The following is a 15,915-nucleotide window of genomic DNA, read 5'->3' as shown; positions in this document are numbered from 1 at the left end:
AGGTTTTTATTTAGTTATTTTTTTTTCAATAAAAACAAGTTCATATTAAGCTAAATAAAAATCCAAAACAAATAAAGTAAAAATTTTCATATAAAAGAAAAAAAACTTGATTCACATGTTAAAAAACAAGCATAAAATCTTCTTTTTATCTTTAATGGTTCTTTTAATTGTGGGATTAACAGCAGTATCTGCTACAGATAACATAACATCTAGTGCTACAACTGTTAGTGCTGACATGCCAAATACATCTCTTTCAATAGAAAAAACCAATATAAAAGAAGATATTAATAATATCAAAAGTAGTGATAATATAAAAACATCACAACAAACTACAAAAAACCTAGAAAATAAAAAAGACACATCAAAAGATAAAACACCTGTAAAAACAATAAAACAAGATACACAAAACACAACTAGTAATGTAAATAATTATGATGAACTAAAAAATACTATAAACTCTGCAAAAGATAAAGAAGTTACAATTTCCATAGGAAAAGATATCACAACAACTGATGATACATTAAATATCTCAGGAAACAATACAAAAGTAACAATCAATGGAAATGGTAATAAAATACATAGTGATGATGAAAATCATTTTATAACAGTAAATAAAGGTACTACACTTACTATTAAAAATTTAATAGTATATGGGTGTGGATTAGATGGTAATGGTGGAGCAATATCAAATTATGGAACATTAGAAGTAATAAACTGTACCTTTGAGGAAAATAATGGATATATGATGGGTGGAGCAATATACAATGAAAACAATCTAACAGTAATTAACTCCACATTCATAAAAAACTTTGCATCATTCTTTGGTGGAGCAATATATAATAGTGCTAAATTAACAGTATTTAATTCCATATTCATACAAAACAATGCAGATGATGGTGGAGCAATACACATAACAGCACCAAAAAGTAGGAATGCACAAACATACATTGATAACTCCATATTCACAGAAAACTCAGCAGGTAATGGTGGAGCAATATATGCTGAAGATGGTGTTGCATACATCAACAATTCCCGATTATTAAATAATGGGGGTAATAATGCAATATATTCTAGTTCCAGTTGTAAAGCTAACTATCTAACAGTAGAAAATACATATATTGGTGGAACACAGAAAAATCTTCTTGATGCAGAAGAATTAGAAGAAGATGCATTGTATCCGCATGAAATTAATCTAATAAACAACACATTTACTTCTAAAGTAGATACACATATCATAATTGATGTTCTAAAAAACAGTTATAAAAATGTTACAATTAACATAACTGGATTAAATAGATTTAACACACAAATTGGTAATGAAACAGTAAAAATCTATGAAAATGAAAAATTATTATCAACTATTGACTTAGTAGATGGTAGTGCAACAACAAATCTTAATTTACCTACAGGAAAACATGATATTACAGTAGTATATGATGGAAATGAAAACTTATATATGCCTTCAACTAACACAACAACAATAGATGCAGCAAAAGAACCAACAGGTATGGATATATACACACTTAACTCCATTACAACAAATACAACAGTTAAAGTAGGAGTACATGATTCAAAAAGAAAAACAATAACAAATGGGCTTATTGAAGTGTATGATGTGGAAGATAACCTTGTAAGTAAAGGAAGTCTTGTAAATGGTACATATATGATAAATCTAAAACCAGAAGCAGGAATTCAAAAATACACCATAAAATATCTTGGTGATAATAAGTATAACGCATCAACTATTATAAAATCATTAAATATTAGAAAAGAAAAAATTAGTATGGATTTATACACATTAAAAGCTAGTACAGTAAATACAACACTTAAGATACTCATTAAAGATTCATCTAAAAATCCACTTAAAAGTGGTGTTATGGTGGTAAATGATACTACAACAGGTGTTGTTGTAAATACTGGAAATATTGTAAATGGTGAATACATAATAAATTTAACACCAACTGCAGGAGCACACAGATACAGAATATTATATGTGGGTGATGATACATACAAAGAAGTAGCTATTCTTAAAACAATAAATGTTTTAAAAGAAAAGGTTGGTATGGATTTATACACATTAAAGGCTGTTACAACCAATACAACACTTAAGATACTCATTAAAGATTCATCTAAAAATCCACTTAAAAGTGGTGTTATGGTGGTAAATGATACTACAACAGGTGTTGTTGTAAGTACTGGAAATATTGTAAATGGTGAATACATAATAAATATGACACCAACTGCAGGAGCACATAGATACAGAATATTATATGTTGGTGATGATATATACAGACAAGTAGCTATTCTTAAAACAATAAATGTTGTTAAAGATAACTCAGCTATGGATATATACACATTAAATACTACTACAACAAATACACAATTTAAAATAGTTACACGTAACTTCAATAAACAATCCATAAATAATGGTACAATAGAAGTATATGATACAAATGGTTCTATTGTAAGTAGGGCAAATGTAGTAAATGGTATGTGTATTGTTAATTTAACACCAACTGCAGGAGCACATAAATATACATTTAAATTTACTAACAACACAATGTATAAAGATTCACAGGTAGTAAAATCAGTTACTATTAGTAAAACAAAAACATCAATAAAACTAAGTACAACAAGTAAAACCACAACAAACACAACACTTGTTATAGATGTATGGGATACTAAAAATATGCCAGTTAAAATAGGAAGTGTAAATGTAGTATATATGGGTAGTGTAATTGCAAGTGCTAATTTAGTAAATGGACAAGCAAAAACAACTCTTAAATTACCACAAGGTTCACAAAAACTCACAGTAAATTACTTATCTAATGATATTTATGCCCCATCTACAGTAAATGGTACTATTACAATAAAACCATAATTATTCTCCTTTTATTTTTTTTTAATTAGAAATTATTTATTTTAACATAGATTTACTCTAGTAGTAAATATTAACATAGATTTACTCTGGTAGTACATATTATAATGCTATTTTTCACATAAATATAATCTAGTGAAAATATATGCGTAAATCAAATAAGAAAACTAATAAATCCACAGTATCTAATAATGGAATACTACACTCTTTGTCAAAAATTTCCCTAAAAAAGAGATTAATAATTCTTGTAGTATTATTTCTAATTTTATGTGGACTTTTAATGGTACATAATCCTTTTACATCAAATAACTCATTAAATATTGGAAGTAAGAATGTAGATAAGGGTAATTTATCCATAACTGTAACAGGGGATGTGATGTTTGGACGTAAAATGCCTAGTGTTCTCTCAAGTGGTGAAAGTCCATATAGATATGTTAGTAACATAACAGGACAGTCTGATATTCTACTAGTAAATACTGAAAATCCATTTACAAACAGTGGAAATGCTCTAAAACCAGATGTACCACTTAAAGCAGATCCTGAATATGTTAGTTTAGTCAATGGTACTAACTACACTGTAGTATCTGCAAATGCTAATAATCATGTTTTTGATTATGGTATAGAAGGTATGAGAGATTCTATTAAAAATCTTAATAATGCAGGAATAATACATATTGGAGCAGGAGAAAATAAACAAGAAGCAACTCAACCTGCAGTTATTGAAAAAAATGGACATAAAGTTACAATATTCAATTATATGGATAGTGATAATTTTAAGGAATATAGTAGTGATGTAATGCCAGTAGCTGGAGATTCAAGTCCTGGTTATTCTGCATGGGATGATGTTGAATCACCAAAACAGATAAGTGCTGCAAAAGAAAATGGTTCTGACTTTATAATAGTATATATGCATTATGGTAATGAATACAGTAGAAGTCCTAATCAAATGCAAGAAAAAATATCCCATAAAGCAATAGATGCAGGTGCAGATACAGTTGTAGGATCCCATACCCACGTAACTGAGGGTATTGAAATGTATAATGGAAAACCAATCTTCTATAATCTTGGTAATTTCATATTTGATCAAAGTAACACTGCAACACATAGGGCATACTTTGTAAACTTCCAAATTACTGGAGATAATGTTACATCAGTAGTATATCCTGTTGATATAAATGGATATCTGCCACATTTCATGTCTAGTAGTGATGGTAGGTCATTACTTGAGCAATTAAATCCACAATGTCCACAAATGAAAATTACAGATGATGGTACAGGAGAGTTAAGTTTTTCATTAAATAGTACTGAAAACTATACTTCTCCATCTTTTTAATACTTTTTTTTAGTAACTTGGAATAGATTTATAATATTTCCTAGATATAATTATATATGAGAAATTCAAATTAAGTGGCTATTTGATAGAGTATGTATTTAGAAAAATCATAATTAGTAACAACACTTTCTTTTTAAAACATTTATGAAAACATACATTTTATTTAATAATAAAAGGATTGAAACAATGATTGATATAGAACAAGTAATAGCAAATGAATTAAATATTAAACCATGGCAAGCAAATGCTGCAATAAGTCTTATTAATGAAGATAATACCATACCTTTCATTGCAAGATATAGAAAAGAAGCAACAGGAGGATTAGATGATGAAATTCTACGTAAATTAAATGAAAGATTAACATATCTTCAAAAACTTAATGAACGTAAGAGACATATTCTTAATAGTATTGAAAAACAGGGAAAATTAACTCTTGATTTGGAAAATGAAATAAATGATGTAGAAACACTTGTTGAATTGGAGGATTTATATAGGCCATATAAACAAAAGAAAACTACACGTGCAGCAAAGGCAAGAGAAAAAGGTTTGGAGAAATTAGCTCTAACAATATATGATCAGAAAATGGATTGTTCTATTGACACTGAAGCTCAAAAATACATAACAGATGAAGTACCAACAATAGAAGATGCAAAACAAGGGGCAAACGATATTATAGCCGATATTATATCGGATAAAGCATCATTTAGAAGATTTATAAGGGATATTAGTATTAAAAAAGGAAAATTTATAGTTGAATCAAAAAATAAAGAGGAATCATCAGAATATGAAATGTACTATGATTATTCTGAGAATATCTCAGACATACCACAACACAGAATCTTAGCAATAAATAGGGGTGAGAATGAAAACATATTAAAAGTTAAATTAGAAGCACCACTAAAGAATATTCAATACTTCCTAGAGGATGAAGTATTAATAAATTATTCAAAAACACCAGAGGCAATGGAATATAATAAATACACAACAGAATTCATTAAAAAAGCAATAAAAGATTCATATAAACGATTAATAGCACCAGCAATAGAAAGAGAAATAAGAACAATACTAACTGATGTTGCAGAGGATAAATCAATAAAAGTATTTAAGAAAAATTTAGAACAATTATTGATGCAACCACCAATAAGAAATAAAGTAGTACTAGGATGGGATCCAGCATTCAGAACAGGTTGTAAACTAGCAGTAATAGATGAATATGGAAAAGTATTAGACACCTCTGTTGTATATCCAACCCAACCACAAAATAAAATAACTGAAACAAAAGATGTTGTTTTAAAATTAATAGATAAATACAACGTTGATTTAATAGCACTAGGTAATGGTACTGCTTCACGTGAATCTGAGAAGATAATTGCCGATATTATAAAAGATACACAGGTTAAATACGTGATAGTTAATGAATCTGGTGCATCAGTATATTCAGCAAGTAATCTTGCAAGGGAAGAATTTCCAGATTATGATGTAACAGAACGTGGTGCAATATCAATTGCAAGAAGATTACAAGATCCACTAGCAGAACTTGTAAAAATCGATCCAAAATCCATTGGTGTGGGACAATACCAGCATGATATGAATGCTAAAAAACTTGATGAATCACTTGAAGGTATTGTTGAAAGAAGTGTAAACAACGTTGGAGTTGACCTAAATACTGCATCAGCAACACTTATGGAACATGTTGCAGGAGTATCTAGTAAAATTGCCAAGAATATAGTGGAATATAGACAAACACATGGTTTATTTGTTGATAGAAATCAACTATTAAAAGTACCAGGTATTGGTGCTAAAACATTTGAACAATGTGCTGGATTTATGAGAATATACTCACCAAAGAATGTGTTAGATACAACATGTGTTCATCCTGAATCATATGATACTACACTTGCACTTCTTTCAATCTATGGCTATGACTTAGATGATGTAAGAAATGGTGGGGTGAATATTGAAGTTGATGATATTGAGAAAATGGCTAATGAGTTAGATGTTGGAGAATGGACATTAAGGGACATTATTGATGAACTTAGAAAACCAGGACGTGATCCTCGTGAAAAATTAGATGCACCACAACTACGTAGTGACGTGATAGATATTGAGGATTTAGAAGAAGGTATGATTTTAGAGGGTGTTGTTCGTAATGTTGTAGATTTTGGAGCATTTGTTGATATTGGAGTACATCAAGATGGTCTTGTTCATATATCAGAACTTATTGAAGATAAGTTTGTAAGACATCCAATGGATATTGTAAATGTGGGGGATATTGTTGAAGTACGAGTTTTAAGTGTTGATATAGAACGTAGTAGAATAAGCCTATCTATGATTCTATGATAATATTAACATATGATGAAGGCTTCATATAAAAGATGTAAGTATATATACTTATAAAAATAGATATACTATTATACTTTAAAAAGAATAATTTATCATGATTATTCATTTAGAATATATTTTTTTAAAAGAAATGAAAAAAGGGATTAAGTATACTTTTTAAAACTTACCTAAATTTCATATTCAATTTTTTTATATAAAAAAATAAGACAACTAGTGGAGTAATTATTATGAAAGATCTCACTGGGTTATTTAATCCAAAATCTATAGCCGTTATAGGCGCATCAAGTCAAGAAGGAAAAGTAGGTTATATTATAACTACCAATCTCATAGAATGTGGATATGGAGGTAATATTTATCCAGTAAATACAAAAACTGATGGTAAATTATTAGGATTACCTGCATATAAAACAGTAAGTGAAATTGATGATGATAACATTGATTTAGCAGTAATATCAATACCTGCAAGATTTATAAACCAAACATTAGAAGAATGTGGTCAAAAAGGTATAAAAAATATTATTGTTATAACAGCAGGTTTCAAAGAAGTTGGTGGAGAAGGAGCAAAACTTGAAGATGAAATGGCAGAAATTGCTAAAAAATACGACATGAATATTCAAGGTCCAAACTGTTTAGGAAGTCTTGATACAAACACACCAATGAATGCATCATTTGCACAACTCTCACCTAAAAAAGGAAACATAGCATTTGTATCCCAAAGTGGAGCTATGACTGTGGCTATTCTTGATTGGAGTGTTTCAGAAGGTATAGGTTTCAGTAAAGTAGTGAGTTTAGGAAATAAAGTAGATGTATCAGAAATAGATTTAATAGAATACTTAGCTACTGATGATCAAACAAAAGTTATATTATGTTACTTAGAAGGAATTAGTGACGGTGAAAGATTCCTTGAAGTAATGAGAAGAGTAACAAAAATAAAACCAGTAGTAATTCTTAAAGCAGGATCAAGTCAAGCTGGAGCAAAAGCAGTATCTTCACACACAGGAGCACTTGCAGGTAATGATTCAGCATTTGATGCAGCATTTGAAAACTGTGGTGTAATGAGAGCACGTTCAATGAATGATTTATTTGATTATGGTTTAGCATTCTCTAAATCATCATTACCAACAGGTAAAAAAGTAGCAGTAATTACAAATGCTGGTGGTGGAGGAGTATTAACAGCAGATAAAATAGAAGACATTGGTCTTGAATTAGTAGATTTAACTGATCAAACAAAATCTGAACTTAGAGCTGTTATTCCAGATGAAGGAAGTGTAGAAAACCCTATTGATGTATTGGGTGATGCTCCTGCAGATAGATATAAAGCAACATTAGATATCTTATTAGAAGAAGATGATATAGATAGTATTATTATTATGGCATGTCCAACAGCATCATATGACCCAGAAGGTGTGGGAAATGCAATAGTGGAAGCTAAAGGAAAAACAGACATACCAATACTTGTTGTAAATATGGGTGGACCTACATTTAATGAAGAAAATATATTACTAAGAGAAAATAATATTCCAGTATGTGTATTCCCAGAAACAGCAGTAAATGTACTTAAAGCATTAGAAAGATATCATACAATTCAATCAGAAGATCAAGAATCATGTATTGATAAAGTACAAGATACTGATAAAGAAGAAGCTGCAAGAATCATTGAAGAAGCTAAACAAAAAGGTAGAGATGCACTTCTTGGTAGTGAAGCATACCAAGTTGCAAAAGCATATGGAATCTCTGCAGCACCAATAATACTTGCAACAACAAAAGAAGAAGCAGGACAAGCAGCAGAGGAAATGCAATACCCTGTAGTACTTAAAATAGCTTCAGATAAAATCTTACACAAAACAGATATTGGTGGAGTAGTAGTAAATATTAACTCTAAACAAGAAGCTGAAGATACATTTGAACAAATCATGGCAAGTGCAAAAGAAGCACATCCTGATGTAGTACCTGATGGTGTTGAAGTACAAAAAATGATGCCTAAAGGACATGAAATCTTAATTGGTATGCTTCGTGATGCACAATTTGGTCCAATAATAGGATTTGGTATGGGTGGAATCTATGTAAATCTTATTAATGATGTATGTTTCAAATTAGGTTCTGGAATTAGTGATGAAGTAATTGATGATCAAATTGACAGTACAAAAATAAGTAAATTACTTAAAGGATATCGTGGAGAAAATCCAAGTGATATTGAAGCTGTTAAAGACACTGTAAAACGTGTAACAAAATTAACTCTTGACTTCCCAGAAATTTTAGAGTTAGATATAAACCCAGTGTTTGTATATGAAGATGGATGTAGTGCTCTAGATATTAAAATTAAAATCTAGATTCTCATCCTTTTATTTTTTTATAATCTTTTTTTTATAATGTTTAATTAGTTTTTTATAATCATTTTTATATACTGTTTAATTATAATTCTTATTTTCCTTGTATTTTTCAGATTCAGATTCAATTTTTAAATTAATTTATTATACAATGAAATAGATTTTTATCATTAAAAAAAAATAGAAAAAGGGTGGTGATACTTATTTTAGTCTGTGTAGTTGTAGATAAATCTAACTACTGGATCGAGGTATTTTTTAAGTGGACCTGTTTTATTTGCAATATGTTCAATAAATACAACATCGTCCCTTTTTATTGCCTTAGTAAAGACCACTATGGCCAAGTACAATATACTTCCAATTATTCCACCAATTATCATACCAAGAATATTTTGTGGTACAACATACATCATACCAATCATGACAAACGATGCAATAAACATCTTTATCATGTCTAAGTATGGTGCATGAATTGAAGTAATCTTTGTTAAATCATACATTGTTATTATCATAAGAAGACATGTTGATATTGTTGTTGCAAATGCTGCACCAGCTATACCATAACGTGGTATTAAAATAAAGCTAAGTACCATATTCACTATAGCTCCTATTATCAGTGCATACATTGGTTTTTGTGGTTTTCCAAGACCTTGACACATACTACTTCCTATAAGATATATTGAGAAGAAAAACATTCCAGTAACAAGTATCCATAGAGCACTAGCTCCAGGAACATATTCTTTACCAAATAGTATTGACATAATTGGTGCTGCAAATACCATTATGAATGCTGATACTGGTAGTGTTGTTAGTGTTGTGTATCTGTATGATTGATGAATATATAATTTAAGTAATTCCCTATTCTTTAGACTACTTGCTTCACTAGTTGCTGGAAGTACTGATGTGGATATGGAATTTGATATTATAAGTGGTATTCTTGCAATTGCACTTGCATTTGTATAGAAACCTGCAAATAATGTTGGTAAAAACATACCAATGAAGAATGTTCCAGTATCATATAAAAATATTTCTGCAACACCTGATATTACAACTGGTATTGAGAATTTAAATATTTTAAGAATTAATCCAAGTTCTTCCTTAAATGTTATTGGTTCATAGTTTCCATTTAAATAGTTTTTCTTCATATCAGTTTTAAAAAGATAATATGATCCAAGTAGTGCCATTAAAAATCCTATTGCAGTACCAAGAACTGCTCCTGCTGCATACCATCCAATAAGTACTAGTATTATGGCAAAAATCAATGTGAATATTTGTTCAATAAACTTACTATAGAATATGTAAGTCATTTGATAAAATCCTTGGAAAACTCCTCTTAGTGCTCCTACAATTATACTAAATGGTATTATTAGTGCAACTAATCGTAGTGGCAGTAATGCTTCGGGTTTGTGCCATATTCCTATTGCTATAGGTTCTGATATTAAAAACATTATAACTGCTGCTAGTAGTGCCATGAATATCATTAATTTCAAACCAGTTATAATGATTTGATGAACCATCTGCTTATCATCAACTGCCTTATATTCTGACACATATTTTGCTATTGCTGGAGGTACTCCTCCTGATGCTCCTATAATAAAAATATTTTGAAATGGTAATGTTAATCCTACTATACCATATCCTGTTGTAGTTAAAAGTCTACTTAAAATAAATCTATAAATAAATCCGCCTAATCTGAGAATTATGGAACCAAGTAGAATAATAATACTACCTGAGGCTAGTTTGGATTTTTTATCAGTCAAGTATCTACCTCCTTAGTCTTAGAGCATATTATATTTTATTATAATAATTTTCAATAGATTTTTATAATATACTTATTAATTAGAATATAGTATTAAAGTATATTAAACATAATATATGAATATATCATAATAAATAAGTAGTATAAGAAAGAAACTAATAAATAGTTGTTTTTCGAGTATTAAAAAAAAGGGGAATTATATGGAAAGTAACGTTGATAGATTAGGAAGAAGAATGGTTGAGCTAAATAATGCTCTTCAAGATAAAAGAACAAATCCAGATTATGGTTTTGAAAATGTTAAATCAGTAGATATGTTAATAAAATTTGTAATAACATTAGATGGTTCTGAAAATGGTATAAATGATGGAATATATATTTATATGAATGATGATGGATCTATTGTAAATGCTGAATATTTTGTTAAGGAAAATGATGATGTTACAATCATAAGCTTTACTGATGAACAACTTGAACTTATTATTGAATTATTTAGTGATGTATTTACAGTAAATGTAGATTAAGTATTTTTCTACATTTATCATATCTTTTTTTTCTGTAGTATTTATAAAACATGGCTTTGTAGAAATCCTATCTCTTTAAAATTTTTACTATGATTTTTGTAAAGATCTTGGGGCTATGATTTTTATAAACACTTTTTTTTTATTACAATTTTTATAGTATCTATTACACATTATAATATATACTAATTATTTTGTTTTAGTATTAATTTTAGATGAAGTGAAATCATGTCAATAACATTAAATGAAGTAAAAAGAAGAGAAAAAGGACTTAAAATAATTAAAGATAAGATTGAAACTGATGGTATTGATAGTTTAATAGATTTAACTGGTCTTGCTGGTGGTTTTGATATAACACCAGAAGACATATCATTACTTGAAACATATGCAGGACCTGCTGTTTATGAACAGAAAGTTCAAGAGTTAGGTATTAAACATTTAGGTGGAGAAAAAATATTACCAGTAAATCGTACAACTAGTGGTATTGTTGCAATGATTATAGCTCTTGTAAAACCTGGAACAAAAATTGTACATTTCCTTGCAAAAAAACCAGCACATCCATCTATACCACGTACTGCTAAACTTGTTGGAGCAGACTATGAAGAATACACTAATCTTGATGAATTTAAAATAGATGATAATACATCACTTGTTTTTATAACAGGCACTACAATGGATTTAGAAGTAATTAGTGTGGAAGACTTTAAAAGAGTTATTAAACAGGCAAAAGAAAAAGATGTTATTGTAGCAGTGGATGATGCATCTGGTGCAAGAATAAGAAGAGCAGTATATAATCAACCAACAGCTATAGATTTAGGTGCTGACATATCAGTTACAAGTACTGATAAATTAATGGAAGGTCCACGTGGTGGATTAATGGCTGGAAGTACTGAAATTATTGATAAAATAAAATTAGTTGTTAATCAGTATGGACTTGAAGCACAAGCACCACTTATTGTTGGTATGATTAAGGGTTTAGAAAAATATTCTCCAGAGAGAATTCAAGAAGCATTTAAACAAAAAGATGAATTATATCAAAAATTATTAGATAAACAATTAAATCCACAAACAACTCCCACAGGTTTCATGTTTAAGGAAGAAGAAATAAAGGCTGAAGTTGAAAAACGTGGAGCTAAAGTGGATATGGATGCAGATGTTATAGCAACAGTATATTCTATGCTTTTAATTGATAATTATAATATTATCACAATACCTGCTGTAGGTATGCCTGGAGCTTCAAAAACTGTACGTTTTGATTGGGCTGCAAAGGATTCTGATAAATTAACTATGGATGAATTAGTCAGTGCTGTTTGTGATACATTTGATAAAACAGTTGAAGTATGTAAAAATAATGACTTTGAATCTGTATTATATAATTAATTAACAAAAATGAATCTGTATTATATAATTAATTAACAAAAATAGTGGGGGATATGGATGATGATTTATTCATCATCTATTATTTCTATTTCTCCAGAAATTACTTTTTCTAATTTTCCATCTTCATGTTCAATAATCAATGCACCCTCATTTGTAATACCCACTGCATCAGCATAAATTACTTTTCGTCCAGTGTATACTTTCACACGATTACCTGTTGTTGTAGATAATCTTCTCCACTCAGATACAATATATTTGAAGTCATGTTTTTTATATTGTTCATATAATTCTTCAAATACTTTAAAGAATTCTTTTATTATTTCTGCCCTATTATATTCCGTATCAAGTTCTGCTTTAACAGATGTTGCAACGTCTTTTAGTTTATCTGGAAGTTTATCTTCATCAAAGTTAACATCTACTCCTATACCTACAAGTACTGCTTTGATTTCATCATAATCTGTTACAGCTTCTGTTAATATTCCACAAATCTTTTTATTTCCAATTAGTAAGTCATTAGGCCATTTAATACCTACATCAATATCAAATACATCATGTAAGGTTTTTGCTATTGCAACACCTGTTACTATTGTGAGTTTTGAAGCTTCTTTTAGTGATACTTCAGGTCTTAGTATCATGGTCATGTAAATACCACCTTCTGGTGATACCCATCCATCATGTTTTCTTGTTCTTCCTGCTGTTTGACTTTCTGCTATGATTATAGTTCCTTCTTTTGCATCTTGTTCAACGAATTTTTTAGCAGTGGTATTTGTAGATTCTAGTTCTTTGTATAAATGAATACTGTGACCTATATAGTTTGTATCTAATCCTCTACTAATTTCAAATGGTTCAAGAATATCAGGTATACTTTCTAATTTATAACCTTTTTCAGCATCAATTTTAATTAAATAACCTGCTTCTTTTAAATCTAGGAGATGTTGTTTTAATTTTTCATGGGTAATATCTAATTTTTTTAATAAATCTGATTCTGTTATATATTCATTTTCAATATTTTTAAGTATCTTTTTTCTTATCATCTTAATCACTAAAATAAGTAAATTTAATTATATAAACAGTAACTTTTTTTTTCTAAAAAAATAATTAAATTCATTAATAATTATATACATAAAAAGTAGTTATTATAGATTGTTCATTATCCTATTATTTAAAATAATAAAACAAAGGGAAAAACTTTTTTTATAAATACAATATTAAAAAAAAACATTAAAATATAGTATTTTAAACTAGATATAAAATATTTATATATAAAATAGAAAAAAATACCTTCTAAAAAACTTCTAAAACATAAAAAAGCAAATTAAATTAAAAATATAATAACTAATATAAATTTAGATATTTGAAAAAGAGGATTTAATAAATCTAAAAATAAAAATTACTGAATTTTTAATAGATACATTATATTTAGTAAAGTGTATATTAATAAATAAATAGATAGTATATATAGAAAATAATATAATGTAAGATTATGAATAATTTACATTTTAAAGAAACATATCAAAGGGGATACTAATAAAAATGTTCGACAAAGTATTAATAGCAAACCGTGGTGAAATAGCAATACGTGTAATGAGAGCATGTAGGGAATTAGATGTGAATACAGTTGCAATCTATTCTGATGCTGATAAAACTGGTTTGTTTACAAAATATGCTGATGAAGCAGTACCACTAAATTCATCCATACTATCACAATCATACCTAGACATTGATAAAATTATTGACATTGCATTAGATACAGGAGCTGATGCAATACATCCAGGTTATGGATTCTTATCAGAAAACCCAGTACTAGGAAATAAATGTGATGAAAACAACATCACACTAATTGGTCCAAGAGAAAATGCAATTCAAGCAATGGGAGATAAAATTACTTCAAAACAGTTAATGGAAAAAATAGGAGTTCCAACAGTACCTGGAGATAAAGAAGGAATTACTGATATTGAAGAAGCAAAAAAAAGAGCAAAAGAAATAGGTTTTCCTGTAATAATTAAATCATCAGCTGGAGGTGGAGGTATTGGTATGAGAGTAGTTTATGAGGAAGATGAACTAGCTCGTGCAATAGAATCCACCCAAAATCTAGCACAGGCAACATTTGGTGATGGAACAGTATATATAGAAAAATATATTGAAAAACCAAGACATATAGAATTCCAAGTATTAGCAGATAATCATGGAAATACTATACATGTATGTGACAGGGAATGTTCCATACAAAGAAGACATCAAAAATTAATAGAAGAAGCACCATCACCTATTATGACTGAAGAATTAAGACAAAGGATGGGAGAATCTGCTATTAAAGCAGCAAAAAGTGTTGATTATAACAGTGCAGGTACTGTTGAATTCATGTATTCTAATGGTGAATATTATTTCCTAGAAATGAATACAAGAATACAAGTAGAACATCCAATTACAGAAGCTATTACTGGTGTAGATCTAGTTAAACAACAGATTAAAGTAGCATCTGGTGAAAAATTAGATTATTCTCAAGATGATATTAAAGTAAATGGTCATGCTATTGAATGTCGTATAAATGCAGAAGATCCATTACATGACTTTAATCCTAATCCTGGACGTATTGTAGGTTACCGTTCTCCTGGTGGAATTGGAGTAAGAATGGATAGTGGTGTGTATAATGGTTATACTATTCCATCAATATATGATTCAATGATTGCAAAACTCATAGTACATGGAAATAATAGGGATGAAGCTATTGCACGTATGAAAAGAGCATTGAATGAATATATAGTTGTGGGAGTTCCAACAACAATACCATTCCATAAGGCTTTAATGCTTAATGAAAACTTTAAAAATGCAAATTTACACACTGGATTTATTGAAGAAAACAAACTTGATTTAAGAGCTGACATTGAAAGGGTTGTTAAGGAAGATGAAGATAGAATTGCAGAACTTAAAGCCACATTCCTACCAAGTAAAAAAGTTGCAGCAATAGCAACTAGTGTAAATACATACATGAAACGTATAACAGAAGATCAAAAAAGTAATTAATTCCCTTTTTATTTCTTTTAACTTTTTTTTATTTATTAATGAGTATGAGACTTATTTTGCTATATTAATTTGTATATTTTCATGATTTATATTATACAAAATATTCAACATATTTTAGATAATTATAAACATAGTAACAAGAAAATCTTGTTGAAAACCACTTTAAAATAAATATTGCAGTTCTTATAAGAACACTCTTTTTTAAGTATATAATATATATGTCAATAAACAAACAGTAGAAAAATATGGATTAAATAAATCATCATGTATTTTCATAATAAATTAAATTATAATTATATAATCATATATTTAAAAGTAAAGATAATTAAGGTTTTATTTAAAAAATAAACTCCAGT

The 15,915-nt window shown here is 28.7% G+C and carries 9 protein-coding genes; 7 read left to right on the top strand and 2 right to left on the bottom strand.

The features are described 5' to 3' along the window. Nucleotides 1-169: 169 nt before the first annotated feature. The 4 genes from BZ132_RS04485 (at nt 170) to acs (ending at nt 8,884) form a co-directional block, all read left to right on the top strand. Nucleotides 170-2,881 (top strand): hypothetical protein, encoded by a 2,712-nt coding sequence (locus BZ132_RS04485; RefSeq protein WP_286940579.1) that lies wholly within the window; start codon nt 170-172, stop codon nt 2,879-2,881. Between the two features lie 142 nt (nt 2,882-3,023). After that, a complete protein-coding gene (locus BZ132_RS04480) occupies nt 3,024-4,211 on the top strand; it encodes a CapA family protein (protein WP_258393700.1) in 1,188 nt (395 codons plus the stop codon). Between the two features lie 186 nt (nt 4,212-4,397). Beyond that, complete coding sequence (locus BZ132_RS04475; RefSeq protein ID WP_286940578.1) at nt 4,398-6,551, top strand: Tex family protein; 2,154 nt, start codon at nt 4,398-4,400, stop codon at nt 6,549-6,551. Between the two features lie 230 nt (nt 6,552-6,781). Beyond that, entirely contained in the window at nt 6,782-8,884 is a 2,103-nt protein-coding gene (gene acs, locus BZ132_RS04470; RefSeq protein WP_112149571.1) for an acetate--CoA ligase alpha subunit, read from the top strand. Between the two features lie 203 nt (nt 8,885-9,087). Here the strand turns inward: acs and BZ132_RS04465 are convergent, their stop codons facing one another. Continuing rightward, nucleotides 9,088-10,638: a flippase gene (locus BZ132_RS04465; RefSeq protein ID WP_112149570.1), complete on the bottom strand. Its 1,551-nt coding sequence runs from the start codon at nt 10,636-10,638 to the stop codon at nt 9,088-9,090. A gap of 199 nt (nt 10,639-10,837) precedes the next feature. Here BZ132_RS04465 and BZ132_RS04460 point away from each other — a divergent pair, with 199 nt between their 5' ends. Both BZ132_RS04460 and BZ132_RS04455 read left to right on the top strand, forming a co-directional pair. After that, complete coding sequence (locus tag BZ132_RS04460; protein ID WP_011406504.1) at nt 10,838-11,158, top strand: hypothetical protein; 321 nt, start codon at nt 10,838-10,840, stop codon at nt 11,156-11,158. Nucleotides 11,159-11,383: 225 nt separating this feature from the next. Continuing rightward, entirely contained in the window at nt 11,384-12,535 is a 1,152-nt protein-coding gene (locus BZ132_RS04455) for a TIGR03576 family pyridoxal phosphate-dependent enzyme (RefSeq protein ID WP_286940577.1), read from the top strand. A gap of 65 nt (nt 12,536-12,600) precedes the next feature. Here BZ132_RS04455 and BZ132_RS04450 read toward each other — a convergent pair whose 3' ends face one another. After that, nucleotides 12,601-13,569 carry a biotin--[acetyl-CoA-carboxylase] ligase gene (locus tag BZ132_RS04450; RefSeq protein ID WP_112149568.1) on the bottom strand — a complete coding sequence of 323 codons (969 nt, stop codon included), beginning with the start codon at nt 13,567-13,569 and terminating at the stop codon, nt 12,601-12,603. Between the two features lie 499 nt (nt 13,570-14,068). Here BZ132_RS04450 and BZ132_RS04445 point away from each other — a divergent pair, with 499 nt between their 5' ends. Continuing rightward, complete coding sequence (locus BZ132_RS04445; RefSeq protein WP_011406501.1) at nt 14,069-15,559, top strand: acetyl-CoA carboxylase biotin carboxylase subunit; 1,491 nt, start codon at nt 14,069-14,071, stop codon at nt 15,557-15,559. The last annotated feature ends 356 nt before the right edge of the window (nt 15,560-15,915 follow it).

Origin of the sequence: Methanosphaera sp. DEW79, assembly GCF_003266085.1 — an archaeon.
GTDB classification, from domain to species: Archaea; Methanobacteriota; Methanobacteria; order Methanobacteriales; family Methanobacteriaceae; genus Methanosphaera; species Methanosphaera stadtmanae.
The sequence above is the reverse complement of the archived record's forward strand: the minus strand, read 5'-3'. Positions and strand labels throughout refer to the sequence as shown.